This is a genomic window from Bacillus sp. z26, assembly GCF_058313635.1.
In genome coordinates this window covers 437,615-452,228 of sequence record NZ_JBZFQM010000003.1, presented here as the reverse complement: position 1 = coordinate 452,228, position 14,614 = coordinate 437,615, and the positions used below count along the sequence as shown (strand labels likewise).

Here is a 14,614-nt window from a genome sequence, read left to right as displayed (position 1 = left end):
AGGTGGGTGAAAGGGTGAAGCGGATAGAGGTTCATGCCTCGGTAAAGGATGAGAGGCTTGTGAAAAAACGCCGGGACGAGATGATCAAGGGGGCGGTCTCCTTATTCATAGAAAAAGGCTACCACCGGACAACGACCAGGGAGATTGCAAAAGCAGCCGGATTCAGTATTGGAACGCTCTATGAATACATCAGATCGAAGGATGATATCTTGTATTTGGTTTGTGACAATATTTACGACGAGGTGAAGGATCGGCTTCAAAAAGCGCTTGAAGAAAGCGAGGGAACATTTGCCGGGCTGCAGCTGGGAATCGCCTATTATTTTAGAATCTGTGACGAAATGCAGAATGAAGTATTGGTGATGTATCAAGAAGCCAAATCGTTGAGTCGGGCAGCCTTGCCCTATGTCTTAAATAAAGAAAATGAAATGGCTGACATGTTCGAGGAACTTATTCAGACATGTGTACAGCAGAAGGAAATTGATTTAAGCCCGAAACAAATCCACTTGCTTGCCCATAATATTATCGTCCATGGCCAAATGTGGGCATTTAGACGATGGACACTAAGAAAAAGCTATACAATCGATCAATATATTAAGTTGCAAACACAGCTTCTTTTAAGCGGATTAGCCACTGGGGAAAATCGATAAGCAAAGGAGAATGATGAATAGATGAATAAAGGATACAAACCAAAACACCCGGTACGTTTTGTGACGGCTTCCAGTTTATTTGACGGACATGATGTCAGTATCAATATTATGAGAAGAATTCTTCAGGCAAAAGGGGCGGAAGTTATCCACCTTGGCCATAATCGTTCAGTTGAAGAGATCGTCAATGCTGCCATTCAGGAGGATGTTCAGGGGATTGCCGTTTCTTCCTATCAGGGAGGCCATGTGGAATTTTTTAAGTATATGTATGACTTGCTGAAGGAAAGAGGAGCCGGTCATATTCGTATTTATGGCGGCGGTGGCGGCGTAATTATTCCGAGAGAGATTAAAGAACTGCATGATTATGGAATTGCCAGGATTTTTTCACCGGATGATGGAAGAGAAATGGGCCTCGAGGGCATGATGGAATTGTTAATGCGTAAGTGTGATTATTCATTGCCTCCACTTGAAGAGTTAAATGAAGCCAAGCTTTCTGTATCGGCGCCATTATCGGTAGCGCGTGCGATTACAATGGCGGAAAATGGATTACTGGCTGGGCAGGAAGCCGCTGCATTGTCAGATGAACTCTTAAAGGTAAAGGATAACCATGGTAACAAGGTTCCGGTAATTGGGATAACTGGTACTGGAGGAGCAGGTAAAAGTTCGCTGACGGATGAATTAATACGCCGATTTATTAATGAAATCCCTGAGCAAAACATCGCCATCCTTTCCATAGATCCAACGAAGCAAAAAACGGGCGGAGCGCTGCTTGGAGACAGAATTAGAATGAATGCCATTTTTCATCCGCGTGTGTATATGAGGAGTTTGGCAACACGGAACTCTCGATCAGAGCTGTCCGATTCGATTAAAGATGCTGTGGCTGTCGTAAAAGCAGCCGGGTTCGATGCCGTTATCATTGAGACAAGCGGAATTGGCCAGGGAGATGCGGCAATAACGGAAGTATGCGATATTTCCATGTATATCATGACCAGTGAATTTGGAGCACCTTCACAGCTTGAAAAGATAGACATGATTGATTTTGCCGATTTAATCGTTATCAATAAATTTGAAAGAAAAGGATCAGAGGATGCATTGCGTCAGGTCCAAAAACAATACCAGCGCAGCCGCAATCTTTTTGATAAAGATCTGGCTGAGATGCCGGTGTATGGAACGATTGCGAGTCAGTTTAATGATAAGGGGACAAATGCGCTTTTTGCGGCATTGCTTGAAGTCATTGAGAAGAAAACCGGTAAGGAATACAAAAGCCGATTTCATACATCCATGCGCACAGAAAAACAAAATGTCATTATCCCCCCTGACCGTCAATATTACCTACGTGAAATTGCTGAAACAGTAAAGCAATATCATGCTGATTCACGTGAGCAACAGCAGATTGCCAGGCGGTTATTTCAAATAGAAGGCGCCATACAGGCATGGAATGAAAAGGGCTATCCAGCAGATGGAAGTGAGACACTGCTTGAGCTCCAAAAGGAATATAGGCAGAATCTGACCAACGAATCACAAGCCATTATAGATGGCTGGAACAATCAGAAGGACTTGTATTCACAAAAAGAACTGATTACGAAAGTACGAAATAAAGAAATAAAGACAGAATTGAAGATTACTACATTAAGTGGTCTGACCATACCGAAAGTAGCTTTACCTAAATTTCAGGATTATGGAGAAATTCTTCACTGGGTACAGAAGGAAAATGTTCCGGGTAAATTTCCATTTACAGCTGGCGTCTTTCCGTTTAAAAGGCAAGAGGAAGATCCGAAGCGTCAATTTGCCGGAGAAGGTTCACCAGAGAGAACAAATCGCCGTTTTCATTATTTATCAAAGGATGATACGGCTAAACGACTGAGCACAGCTTTTGATTCAGTCACTCTGTATGGAGAGGACCCGCATATACGCCCTGATATTTATGGGAAAGTTGGAGAAAGCGGTGTCAGTATTTGTACCCTTGAAGATATGAAAAAACTCTATGACGGGTTTGATTTATGTTCACCAAGTACTTCCGTTTCCATGACAATCAATGGCCCTGCACCCATCATTCTTGCCATGTTTATGAATACCGCCATTGATCAGCAAATCGAAAAAAGACAAGTGGAGCTTGGGAGAAGTCTGAGTCCTGATGAAATGGAAACCATAAAGGAAGAGACTCTGCAGGTTGTCAGAGGGACGGTTCAGGCCGATATCTTAAAGGAAGATCAGGGACAAAACACATGTATCTTTTCTACGGAGTTCGCTTTGAAAATGATGGGCGACATCCAGGAGTATTTTGTAAAAAAACAGGTGAAAAATTATTATTCCGTCTCCATATCGGGGTATCATATTGCTGAAGCGGGCGCAAATCCTATTTCACAGCTGGCTTTTACCCTATCTAATGGTTTTACGTATGTAGAATATTATTTAAGCCGAGGTATGGATATTGATTCGTTTGCTCCTAATCTCTCTTTCTTTTTCTCAAATGGGCTCGACCCTGAATATACCGTTCTTGGACGTGTGGCAAGACGAATATGGGCGATCGTAATGAGAGATAAATATGGCGCAAATGAACGAAGCCAAAAGCTGAAATATCACATCCAGACATCGGGACGTTCCCTGCATGCTCAAGAAATTGATTTTAATGATATCCGTACGACCCTGCAAGCATTGCTCGCTTTACAGGATAATTGTAATTCTTTGCATACTAATGCCTATGATGAAGCTATTACCACACCGACGGAAGAATCCGTCCGCCGGGCCATGGCCATACAAATGATTGTGACGAAAGAATTCGGCTGGATGAAAAATGAAAATTCTCTGCAGGGATCCTTTCTTATAGAAGAATTAACGGATTTAGTCGAAGAAGCTGTTTTACAGGAGTTTGAGCGAATTAATGATAGAGGCGGCGTCCTTGGTGCAATGGAAATGCAGTATCAACGTGGAAAGATTCAGGATGAATCTCTTGTTTATGAGATGAAAAAGCATTCGGGTGAGCTTCCGATTATAGGGGTAAACACATATTTGAATCCAAATCCTCCAAGTGAAGAAGACGTAAATAATATGGAACTGGCCCGTGCAACAAAAGAAGAAAAGGATTTGCAAATTACGAATTTGAAGTACTTTAAGGAACAGCATAAGATCGATGCAGAAAAGGCTTTAACTCAATTAAAAGAGGCTGCTATTAATGGAGAGAACATATTTGAGCAGCTAATGGAAACGGTTAGAACAGCCAGCCTGGGCCAAATCACAAATGCATTATATGAAGTTGGAGGACAATATCGCAGAAACATGTAAAAACACAGTGTTTGGGAGTATAGGTCGGTTGTCGGTCTATACCCCATTTCTTGCCGGAAAGACAGAAGGAGCAGGGATTTTTAGTTTGTTCAATATTTGTGTATAGGTATTGAACAAAACCGCGTGGTTGTATGGTAGGATAAAAAAAGTGGTGCTTTTTATTATAAGATACATAAAAGCAGGTTATAATGGAGAAACAAAAGGATACTGGAAAAGGGTTGAATGAAATTCCTGTCAGTGCTCCTCCTGGTCCTTGTGATGGCTTTTTATTGAAGCCGCCACAGGAAAAAGAATAGAACGGATAAAATAAAGTGGCAAATAGATGAATCGTTTGGTTATAATGGGATATGCATAATTGGGCATTCATGTTGATTTGATAGAAAGGAAGTGCGAACAATGAAACTAGCCAACCTGTCTAAGGAAGAAGTAAGTGAAATGGCTTACATTGAAATTGCGAACGTGTTACTTATAGAAAAGAAAGAAGCAATAGATTTTAAGGTGATGATGGATAAAATCCAAAAGTTGCTTGGTTTGTCAGATGCAGAAGTTAGTGAAAAAATGGGTCAATTCTATACAGATTTGAATATTGATGGCCGTTTTATCAGCATTGGAGACAATCGCTGGGGATTAAAAGGATGGTATCCTGTTGAACAAGTAGAAGAAGAAACAGTTCCAGCTTCTAAAGTGAAGAAGAAGAAAAAAGGTAAAAAAGCGATTGTCGATGACTTTGATGATGTGGATGAAGATCTTGAATTCGACGATCTTGATGACTTCGATGAAGAAGAGGACGAGGATGAACCGTTGATTGTTGGCTTCGACGATATCGATGAAGATGACGACGAAGATGACGATGATGAGGATCTAATCGAGGATGAAGTTCTCGTTGAGGATGAATTTGATCTTGATGATGATGAAGAAGAGGAAGAAGAATTAGAGATTGATGAAGATGATGAGGACGACAAACTATAATCTTTTAACCTTGACTTCAAGTGTCAATCTTTGTAGAATATTCATTGGGCTCCTTTAAAATAAAGGAAACACGATTAAGCGATTTAAGCTCCCTTGCTTGCAAGGGAGCTTTTTTTATTTTATTAGGAATAGGTCCGATTAAAAAACAAAAAATAATCTGTATGAATAGATTTAGTGCTTGTTAAATAAATTCAATACGATCTTTAGGAGGTTTTTTATACATGACAAAATATATTTTCGTTACGGGTGGCGTTGTATCATCCTTAGGTAAAGGAATCACAGCTGCTTCACTGGGACGTTTATTAAAAAACAGAGGATTGAAAGTAACAATCCAAAAATTTGATCCATATATTAACGTGGACCCAGGAACCATGAGTCCTTACCAACATGGTGAAGTGTTCGTGACGGATGATGGTGCAGAAACCGATTTAGACTTAGGTCACTATGAACGTTTTATTGATATCAATCTATCTAAGCTTTCCAATGTAACAACAGGTAAAGTCTACTCCCATGTATTGAAAAAAGAACGCCGCGGAGACTATTTAGGCGGAACTGTCCAAGTTATTCCTCATATTACGAACGAAATTAAAGAGCGAATTATGAAAGCTGGACACGATACAAATGCAGATGTCGTTATTACCGAAATCGGCGGAACTGTAGGGGATATTGAATCATTGCCATTCCTTGAAGCGATTCGTCAAATTAAGAGTGATATTGGCAGCGATAATGTCCTATACATCCACTGTACACTGATTCCATACCTGAAAGCTGCCGGTGAAATGAAAACGAAGCCTACACAGCACAGTGTTAAAGAATTGCGCAGCTTAGGTATTCAGCCAAATATTATCGTCGTGCGTACAGAATTACCAATCTCTCAGGACATGAAAGACAAGCTTGCTCTGTTCTGTGACATTGATAAAAACTCTGTCATTGAGTGCCGTGATGCGGAAACATTATATTCCATTCCATTGGATCTTCAGGCACAAGGAATGGATGAAATTGTTTGTAACCATTTAAAATTACAAACAAATGATGCAGATATGACAGAATGGAAAGAGTTGCTACATAAAGTAACGAACCTGACCAAAGAAGTGAGAATCGGTCTTGTTGGAAAATATGTAGAGCTTCAAGATGCCTATATTTCTGTAGTAGAAGCATTAAAACATGCCGGTTATGCATTTGATGCAGATGTGAAAATTAAATGGATCAATGCAGAACATGTAAATAGAGAAAATGTAAATGAAATGCTGGATGATGTGGATGGTATTTTAGTGCCGGGTGGATTTGGAGACCGCGGTGTTGAAGGAAAAATCCTGGCAACGGAATATGCCCGTACAAACAAAAAGCCATTCTTTGGAATCTGCTTGGGTATGCAGCTTGCATCTGTTGAATTTGCACGTAACGTCCTTGGATTAAAAGACGCTCATTCTTCTGAACTTAATCCAGAAACGACAAACCCAATCATTGACTTACTTCCTGAACAAATTGATATCGAGGACCTTGGAGGAACTCTTCGACTTGGACTATATCCATGTAAAATTGTTCCTGGAACGAAAACATTTGAAGCTTACCAAGATGAAGTGGTATATGAGCGCCACCGCCATCGTTATGAGTTCAACAATCATTACCGTGATGATATGGAGAAACAAGGCTTTATCTTCTCTGGAACAAGCCCGGATGGACGTCTGGTAGAAATTATTGAATTAAAGGATCACCCATGGTTTATTGCTTCTCAATTCCATCCTGAATTCAAATCAAGACCACAACGTCCGCAGCCGTTGTTCCGTGAATTCATTCATGCGTCACTTGGCGAAAAATAAGGAATAAAGTAAAAGGTGTACAGAAAGTCGCTTGACAGTGGCTTTCTGTACACCTTATTTTTTGTAGGAATGAGGGGGAAGATGAGTATCCACAGATGAAGAAATCGAACGAAAACCACCTAAGTCTGAATTACATTAACCAGAGCGACTGTGTGTAAAAAAGAAAATGCCTCTTCAGTAGAAAACTGAAAAGGTCATTTATCACATTTTGCGCCAAATGGAAATGAACTCTTACCCTAAAACACCCGTAAAGATAAATCCTTTTTAGAGAAAAACTTTCGTTCTACAAAATCAGACAAGATACTTGCCGGTATACGCTTACGTAATGTAAAGTTATTTTCTGGCCAAACAGGATAATTATTCTTCTTCATATTCCTTAATGATCTCATCGATTGACAGAGTGATTCCTTGATAAACAAAGAGAGCGGCAGCAAGGGTCGGAATCCCGCTTCTTGTCCCATCTTCATTGGGAATAAGGCCTCTGTTTGCCTTTATATCAATATGAATATCTGCCAGGTTAGCAAGATTTGGGCTATCCATATCGTCAGCAGTTGGTGCCTGGGATACAGCAACGAAAGGAATACGCTGCCCATTCAAAGATTCAGCCAGGGCCACTGCCTCCGGTTCGCTAGCAGAGCGTGCAAAAATAATAGCGCGGTCCCGTTGTTCGACCTGAGCCATATACTGACCATTGTATAATCGTTTCATGCCTTTTAATGGTTCAGGGCCATCAATTGCCTGGTTGATGATTCCATTCATTTCTTTAAAACCATGCAAATAAATAGTGCCATGACCTACTAAAGCCTGAGCTAATAATCTCGCTGCGTCTTCCATATTTTCTTGTTCATCTTGTTCGATTTTTTTATAAATGCCGCTTAATTGAGTTAAAAATATTTTCAACATTTAGGTCCACTCCTAATTTTAATAGTAATAGATGCTCCTAATCCTTAGTTGTACCGTAGTAAAATGATTAGTTCTTGTCAAAGTATAAATGCTTAGACAGAAATTGTCGAAAGACATTTTCAGTTGAATAGAGGATTATTTACCTATTAGTAGAACTTATAGATTTATACGTATCTATGTTTATACAGGCTAACGGAAAGAAGGAGCTGTGTAAAATGAATGAAAAAATTTTAATTGTTGATGATCAATTTGGCATCCGGATATTACTGAATGAAGTTTTGCAGCAGGAAGGGTATCAAACATACCTGGCTGCAAATGGAGAGCAGGCATTGGCGCTCCAAAAAAATGAATCACCTGATTTAGTATTACTGGATATGAAAATTCCCGGGATGGACGGAATTGAGATTTTAAGAAGAATGAAAGAAGAAGATCAGAACATTCGTGTATTAATTATGACTGCGTATGGAGAATTAGATATGATTCAGGAAGCGATGAGCCTGGGAGCTTTAACGCATTTTGCAAAACCATTTGATATTGATGATATAAGGAAAGCGGTAAAGAATCATTTGCCGGTTGCTAATATTGACAGTTAAATGTACATTTTGCACACTTGTTGATAGTTTTAGGACAAGTTGATATGCTAGAGATGACTTCCCTCTAAAAAAGCAATATGCTAAAAGGGGGAATACATATCGATCCATTAGGGAAAATGATAAGGGAAGCCGTTTGGCTCGTATCTTATTATTAACAAGGAGGAAGAAAAATGCCTTTAGTATCAATGACTGAAATGCTAAACAAAGCAAAAGAAGAAGGATATGCAGTTGGACAGTTTAACATCAACAACTTAGAGTACACGCAAGCGATTCTTCAAGCTGCTGAGGAAGAAAAATCTCCGGTAATCTTAGGGGTTTCTGAAGGGGCAGCTCGTTACATGGGCGGTTTTAAAGTGTGTGTAGCTATGACAAAAGCCTTAATGGAAGAATACAAAACAACAGTTCCGGTTGCTATTCACTTAGACCACGGTTCTAGCTTTGAAAAATGTAAAGAAGCTGTTGATGCAGGATTCACTTCCGTTATGATTGATGCTTCTCATCATCCATATGAAGAGAATATTGAAATCACATCTAAAGTGGTTGATTATGCTCATGCAAATGGAGTTTCTGTTGAAGCAGAACTTGGAACAGTTGGCGGACAGGAAGATGACGTAATCGCTGATGGCGTTATCTATGCTGACGTTGAAGAGTGTAAAGACCTTGTGAAACGTACAAATATTGATTGCCTTGCTCCTGCGTTGGGTTCTGTACATGGACCTTACAAAGGCGAGCCAAATCTAGGATTCAAGGAAATGGAAGAAATCGGAAAAGAAACGGGTATGCCTTTAGTACTTCATGGTGGATCCGGTATTCCTACACACGATATCCAAAAAGCTATTTCTCTTGGAACTGCTAAAATCAATGTAAATACTGAAAATCAAATTACTTCTACTAAAGCAGTACGCGAAGTATTGGCAGCAGATAAAGAAGTTTACGACCCACGTAAATATCTTGGACCAGCTCGTGAAGCCATTAAAGAAACAGTTATTGGTAAAATGCGTGAATTTGGTTCTACTAACAGAGCATAAAACTTATCTTTACGGGAGGAGCCCATTTATTATGGGATCCTCCTTTTTTACTATTTTACATTTTTTATAATAAAAACAATTTTTTATCATTTATATTATTTGCCGAAAATGAAAAACAGTGACACAATATAGAAAGATATGAGAATTTGTTTGGGAGGAATTTAAAATGAAATTTTTTATAGATACTGCTAATATTAATGAAATTAAGGAAGCGCATGCACTTGGTATTTTAGCAGGTGTAACAACAAATCCATCATTGGTAGCAAAAGAAAAAGATGTTTCTTTCCATGATCGCCTTCGTGAAATTACAGCGTTGGTACCTGGTTCTGTAAGTGCAGAGGTTATTGCGCTCGATGCGGAAGGTATGATTCGCGAGGGGAAAGAATTAGCTGAGATTGCTCCGAACATTACAGTAAAAGTACCAATGACTCCAGAAGGACTAAAAGCAGTTCATGCTTTGAAACAAGAAGGAATCAAAACAAATGTAACACTAATCTTTAATGCTAATCAGGCATTGCTTGCTGCAAGAGCCGGTGCTGCATATGTTTCACCTTTCATCGGTAGATTGGATGATATTGGGCAAAATGGTCTGGATTTAATTGCTGAGATTGCAGAAATCTTTGCGATTCATAATATCGATTCAGAAATTATAGCGGCAAGTATCCGCCATCCGCAGCACGTGACTCAGGCAGCACTTCGCGGCGCGCACATTGCCACTGTACCATATAATGTCATTCTTCAGCTTTGTAAACATCCTTTAACAGACAAAGGTATTGAAGCATTCCTTAAAGATTGGGAAACAAGAACAGGGCTATAAAATTTGGTAAAATGTGTATGAATAATCGAACCTTGTGAAATAATTTGATTGACTCGCTTTAAATCAGGGGATCTTTGTGGTAATATTTACCTTATTCTCGCCGGGCGTAGAAAACTGCATCAAGGGCGCAGAAGGGAGCTATTATGGAAAAACTTAAAATAGCGGGTGGGTATCCGCTAAAAGGGGAAGTTCGCATAAGTGGTGCAAAGAATAGTGCAGTTGCCTTAATTCCAGCAACTATTCTTGCTGACTCATCTGTAACAATTGAGGGGCTTCCTAATATCTCTGACGTAGAAATGCTAAAAGGATTACTTGAAGAAATTGGTGGTCAGGTAACACTTGATTCAAATGAAATGACTGTTGATCCATCAAATATGATTTCAATGCCTCTTCCAAACGGAAGAGTCAAGCAATTACGCGCTTCCTATTATTTAATGGGAGCAATGCTCGGTAAATTTAAGAAAGCGGTTATCGGCTTGCCTGGTGGATGTTATTTGGGTCCGAGGCCAATCGATCAGCATATCAAAGGATTTGAGGCTTTGGGAGCTCAAGTAACGAATGAGCAGGGAGCAATCTATTTGCGTGCTGACGAATTGCGCGGAGCCAGAATCTATCTGGACGTTGTCAGTGTAGGGGCAACAATCAATATTATGCTGGCAGCTGTTTTAGCTAAGGGCAAAACGATTATTGAAAACGCCGCAAAAGAGCCGGAGATTATCGATGTTGCAACTTTATTAACGAATATGGGGGCCAGTATCAAAGGTGCAGGGACAGATGTCATCCGCATCGAAGGTGTTGAAAAACTTCATGGCTGCAGGCATACCATCATACCAGACCGTATAGAGGCAGGGACCTATATGATTATTGCAGCAGCAATTGGTGATGGCATATTAATTGATAATGTTATTCCGCAGCATCTTGAACCCTTGATCGCTAAGCTGAGAGAAATGGGAGTGACCATTGAAGAGCGGGACGATCAAATTTATATACCGAAAGCTGAACAATTAAAAGCTGTAGATATAAAAACTCTGGTGTATCCTGGTTTCCCAACGGATTTGCAGCAGCCTATCACAACACTCCTGACCAAGGCTCGGGGATCTTCAGTTGTTACGGATACTATTTATGGAGCTCGATTTAAACATATAGATGAATTAAGCAGGATGAATGCCGATATTAAGGTAGAAGGCCGTTCTGCGATTATCAATGGACCCGTTCAGCTGAATGGAGCAAAAGTGAAGGCTAGTGATTTACGAGCAGGCGCTGCTTTAATTGCTGCCGGTCTAATAGCAGAAGGAATAACCGAGATAACCGGACTCGAACATATCGATCGGGGATACAGTCATATAGTGGACAAGCTTTCAGGACTGGGAGCTACCATATGGAGAGAAAAATTATCACCGATAGAGATAGAGCAGCTTAAGAACTCTTAATGTAAAAAATCAAGAGGAACTGAGCAGGGAACTTCATTTCATAAGCACTTTTGAACAGATTCGTTCAGCTGTTATGAGAGCGAAATCTGGTAAGGTCCTCTTTAAAAGAGACCAAATTTGGTTATAAAATCACAACCTGGATAAATATAGCATTTCCTCCAGATTAAAATCTGGAGGATTTTATTATAAAAGTTATAAAATTGTGCTATATTTAGAATGTTATGATGGTTTAGAAAAAATGTATGTAATGTTTAAAGTTGAACTCTTAATCAAAAGCGAGTAAAATGGATTTGTTTTTGAGAAAAAAATAGAATAGAATATAGAAATGCTGATCTAGCGATTAAAGGTTTACTTAAAAATAAACCGCAACTCATCCTTTTACCTTCCTAAATATTTTCTTCTTGATAACCCTATCTATGTAGTACTAACAAATCACTAAAAATCAATTAAATTAATAACTAAAGAGTGGTGTCATAATGGAATTAACAATTTCCGATTTAGAGAATTTAAAGCTGAAAGAACTGTACGAGCAAGCTAAAAAATATAAAGTATCTTATTATAGCAAGCTAACAAAGAAAGAACTTATTTTTGCCATTTTAAAGGCACAAGCAGAACGAGATGGGTATCTGTTCATGGAAGGTGTATTAGAAATCATTCCGTCTGAAGGATTTGGGTTCCTCAGACCGATTAATTACTCACCAAGTTCAGAGGATATATATATTTCGGCATCTCAAATTCGCCGATTTGACTTAAGAAACGGTGATAAAGTATCCGGTAAAGTGCGTCCTCCAAAAGAGAATGAACGATATTATGGATTATTGCATGTAGAAGCGGTAAATGGAGATAATCCTGAATCAGCTAAAGATAGAGTGCATTTTCCTGCATTGACGGCGTTGTACCCGGATCGCCAGGTTGTACTCGAAACAACTCCTCAAAATGTCTCTACGCGTGTAATGGATATCGTAGCACCGGTTGGGTTTGGACAACGTGGCTTGATTGTTGCTCCTCCAAAAGCTGGTAAAACGATGCTTCTTAAAGAGATTGCCAATGCCATTACTACGAATCATCCGGAGGCTGAATTAATCGTCCTGTTAATTGACGAACGTCCTGAGGAAGTAACAGATATCGAACGGTCTGTACAGGGAGATGTGGTCAGCTCGACATTTGATGAGGTTCCTGAAAACCATATCAAAGTAGCAGAGCTTGTTTTAGAACGTGCGATGCGCCTTGTTGAACATAAACGGGATGTTATTATTTTAATGGATAGTATCACCAGATTGGCACGTGCCTATAACCTTGTAATTCCGCCAAGCGGAAGAACGTTGTCAGGCGGGATTGATCCAGCGGCATTTCACCGTCCGAAGCGTTTCTTTGGGGCTGCCCGTAATATCGAAGAGGGCGGCAGCTTAACGATTCTGGCAACAGCTCTTATCGATACAGGCTCACGTATGGATGACGTTATTTATGAGGAATTTAAAGGGACAGGTAATATGGAGCTTCATTTGGATCGTTCTCTTGCAGAGCGCAGAATATTCCCGGCTATTGATATTCGCCGTTCCGGAACAAGAAAAGAAGAACTCATCGTTCCAAAAGATCATTTGGAAAAATTATGGGCTATACGTAAGACAATGTCAGATATGCCAGATTTTGCAGAGCGTTTATTGCGTAAAATGAAACAAACTAAAACAAATCAGGAGTTCTTCCAATACCTTGATGACGAGATGAAAAAGTCAACAGGCGGATCGAAAAGACTCTTGTAATAGTTGGCAGTAGTAGTTGATTTAAAATAGAACGTCTGATATAATATCTTAAGTGTGCTTCAATTCGAAAAAGCATGCTTGATAACTCTGTTTCGAAAGACTCAGGGCGGAAGGAGTGGAAAAGATGAAAACAGGAATTCACCCTAATTACAAAACAGCAACTGTTAAATGTGCTTGTGGTAATGAATTTGAAACTGGCTCCGTTAAAGAAGAGGTGCGCGTAGAGGTTTGCAATGAATGCCACCCATTCTATACTGGACGTCAAAAGTTTGCTTCTGCTGATGGACGTGTTGAGCGTTTCAACAAGAAGTACGGCTTCAAATCCCAACAACAAGAACAATAATTCGGATTTTCAGAAACAGGCAGCGGGTAAGCCGCTTGCCTGTTTTTTATTAGCGTGACTTTAAGAACAGACGCAGGCAGGAATGTCAAAATAGGCCAGCCTGTATTGCATTTTTTAGAAGTCAGCTATATATTTTATATCAGCAATAATCCTTACTATATATTTAATAAAATATTTCATACGCTATTTATGATGTATAATTAGCTATTGGTACAAGACATGCAGGAATCTTATTAGTAAACCCAAATGAGTGGAGTAAAGACAGGAAGGGAGACCCCAACACATGTACGAAATGAAACAATCCGGCTGGATGGAATTAATTTGTGGCAGCATGTTTTCCGGAAAATCTGAAGAACTGATTCGCAGGGTAAGGAGAGCTGTCTTTGCTAAGCAATCTATTGCTGTCTTCAAACCGGCTATTGATAATCGCTACAGTGAGGAAGCGGTGGTTTCCCACAATGGATCTTCTGTTGTTGCCAAAACCATTCCACATTCATCTAAAATCTTTGATCATATAGATTTGGATACAGATTTAATTGCCATTGATGAAGTGCAGTTCTTTGATGAAGAAATTGTACAAGTTGCCCAGCATTTGGCGGATAGTGGATATCGCGTAATTTTGGCTGGTTTGGATCAGGATTTTAGAGGAGAACCATTCGGGCCGATGCCAGAGTTAATGTGTTTGGCAGAACAAGTAACAAAACTACAGGCAGTTTGTTCCGTATGCGGATCCCCGTCAAGCAGGACACAGCGTCTGATTGACAAGAAGCCTGCAGGCTATGATGAACCTGTTATCTTAGTGGGAGCATCAGAATCCTATGAACCAAGATGCCGTCATCATCATGAAGTACCGGGTAAACAAGAAACGGTGCATACACCAATTGACGGTGGTATGAACAACCTTAAAACCAACAAATTTTAAAGAAAATGAACACCTCCGGAAGATCAGTTGAATTTGGAGGTGTTTTTGTATGTCAGGGATATGGATATTCCAAAGAGGAATGATAAATTTGGATCTCTGTCAC

12 protein-coding genes are annotated in these 14,614 nt (G+C 39.8%); 11 read left to right on the top strand and 1 reads right to left on the bottom strand.

The features are described from left to right. The first annotated feature begins 14 nt into the window (after window positions 1–14). From AC4G3K_RS12490 to pyrG, 4 genes are all read left to right on the top strand, one after another. A complete protein-coding gene (locus AC4G3K_RS12490; protein WP_491133497.1) occupies window positions 15–647 on the top strand; it encodes a TetR/AcrR family transcriptional regulator in 633 nt (210 codons plus the stop codon). Window positions 648–668: 21 nt separating this feature from the next. Beyond that, a complete protein-coding gene (gene icmF / locus AC4G3K_RS12485; protein WP_491133496.1) occupies window positions 669–3,926 on the top strand; it encodes a fused isobutyryl-CoA mutase/GTPase IcmF in 3,258 nt (1,085 codons plus the stop codon). 396 nt (window positions 3,927–4,322) lie between these two features. Then, window positions 4,323–4,895, top strand: coding sequence for a DNA-directed RNA polymerase subunit delta (gene rpoE / locus AC4G3K_RS12480; protein WP_491077332.1), 573 nt, complete (start codon window positions 4,323–4,325; stop codon window positions 4,893–4,895). Between the two features lie 221 nt (window positions 4,896–5,116). Next, a complete protein-coding gene (pyrG, locus tag AC4G3K_RS12475; protein WP_491077333.1) occupies window positions 5,117–6,715 on the top strand; it encodes a CTP synthase in 1,599 nt (532 codons plus the stop codon). A 357-nt stretch (window positions 6,716–7,072) separates the two neighbouring features. Here the strand turns inward: pyrG and AC4G3K_RS12470 are convergent, their stop codons facing one another. Then, window positions 7,073–7,618: a DUF2529 family protein gene (locus AC4G3K_RS12470; protein ID WP_491133495.1), complete on the bottom strand. Its 546-nt coding sequence runs from the start codon at window positions 7,616–7,618 to the stop codon at window positions 7,073–7,075. Between the two features lie 215 nt (window positions 7,619–7,833). Here AC4G3K_RS12470 and AC4G3K_RS12465 point away from each other — a divergent pair, with 215 nt between their 5' ends. From AC4G3K_RS12465 to AC4G3K_RS12435, 7 genes are all read left to right on the top strand, one after another. After that, window positions 7,834–8,211, top strand: coding sequence for a response regulator (locus tag AC4G3K_RS12465; protein WP_491133494.1), 378 nt, complete (start codon window positions 7,834–7,836; stop codon window positions 8,209–8,211). A gap of 170 nt (window positions 8,212–8,381) precedes the next feature. After that, window positions 8,382–9,239, top strand: coding sequence for a class II fructose-bisphosphate aldolase (locus AC4G3K_RS12460; protein WP_491077336.1), 858 nt, complete (start codon window positions 8,382–8,384; stop codon window positions 9,237–9,239). A gap of 166 nt (window positions 9,240–9,405) precedes the next feature. After that, the gene (gene fsa / locus AC4G3K_RS12455; protein WP_491077337.1) at window positions 9,406–10,056 is read left to right on the top strand and encodes a fructose-6-phosphate aldolase; all 651 of its coding nucleotides are present in this window, start codon (window positions 9,406–9,408) and stop codon (window positions 10,054–10,056) included. Window positions 10,057–10,199: 143 nt separating this feature from the next. Next, window positions 10,200–11,486, top strand: coding sequence for a UDP-N-acetylglucosamine 1-carboxyvinyltransferase (gene murA / locus AC4G3K_RS12450; protein ID WP_491077338.1), 1,287 nt, complete (start codon window positions 10,200–10,202; stop codon window positions 11,484–11,486). A 476-nt stretch (window positions 11,487–11,962) separates the two neighbouring features. Further along, window positions 11,963–13,246, top strand: coding sequence for a transcription termination factor Rho (gene rho / locus AC4G3K_RS12445; protein ID WP_491077339.1), 1,284 nt, complete (start codon window positions 11,963–11,965; stop codon window positions 13,244–13,246). 124 nt (window positions 13,247–13,370) lie between these two features. Continuing rightward, on the top strand, window positions 13,371–13,589 hold the full coding sequence (gene rpmE / locus AC4G3K_RS12440; RefSeq protein WP_491077340.1) for a 50S ribosomal protein L31: 219 nt from the start codon (window positions 13,371–13,373) through the stop codon (window positions 13,587–13,589). Window positions 13,590–13,872: 283 nt separating this feature from the next. After that, window positions 13,873–14,511, top strand: a complete 639-nt coding sequence (locus AC4G3K_RS12435; RefSeq protein WP_491077341.1) for a thymidine kinase — start codon at window positions 13,873–13,875, stop codon at window positions 14,509–14,511. Window positions 14,512–14,614: the final 103 nt, after the last annotated feature.

What these genes read in the sequence shown, in the direction of transcription:
- icmF (WP_491133496.1), top strand. Translation starts at nt 669, where the DNA reads ATGAATAAAGGATACAAACCAAAACACCCGGTACGTTTTGTGACGGCT.
- rpoE (WP_491077332.1), top strand. Translation starts at nt 4,323, where the DNA reads ATGAAACTAGCCAACCTGTCTAAGGAAGAAGTAAGTGAAATGGCTTAC.
- pyrG (WP_491077333.1), top strand. Translation starts at nt 5,117, where the DNA reads ATGACAAAATATATTTTCGTTACGGGTGGCGTTGTATCATCCTTAGGT.
- AC4G3K_RS12470 (WP_491133495.1), bottom strand. Translation starts at nt 7,618, where the DNA reads ATGTTGAAAATATTTTTAACTCAATTAAGCGGCATTTATAAAAAAATC.
- AC4G3K_RS12465 (WP_491133494.1), top strand. Translation starts at nt 7,834, where the DNA reads ATGAATGAAAAAATTTTAATTGTTGATGATCAATTTGGCATCCGGATA.
- AC4G3K_RS12460 (WP_491077336.1), top strand. Translation starts at nt 8,382, where the DNA reads ATGCCTTTAGTATCAATGACTGAAATGCTAAACAAAGCAAAAGAAGAA.
- fsa (WP_491077337.1), top strand. Translation starts at nt 9,406, where the DNA reads ATGAAATTTTTTATAGATACTGCTAATATTAATGAAATTAAGGAAGCG.
- murA (WP_491077338.1), top strand. Translation starts at nt 10,200, where the DNA reads ATGGAAAAACTTAAAATAGCGGGTGGGTATCCGCTAAAAGGGGAAGTT.
- rho (WP_491077339.1), top strand. Translation starts at nt 11,963, where the DNA reads ATGGAATTAACAATTTCCGATTTAGAGAATTTAAAGCTGAAAGAACTG.
- rpmE (WP_491077340.1), top strand. Translation starts at nt 13,371, where the DNA reads ATGAAAACAGGAATTCACCCTAATTACAAAACAGCAACTGTTAAATGT.
- AC4G3K_RS12435 (WP_491077341.1), top strand. Translation starts at nt 13,873, where the DNA reads ATGTACGAAATGAAACAATCCGGCTGGATGGAATTAATTTGTGGCAGC.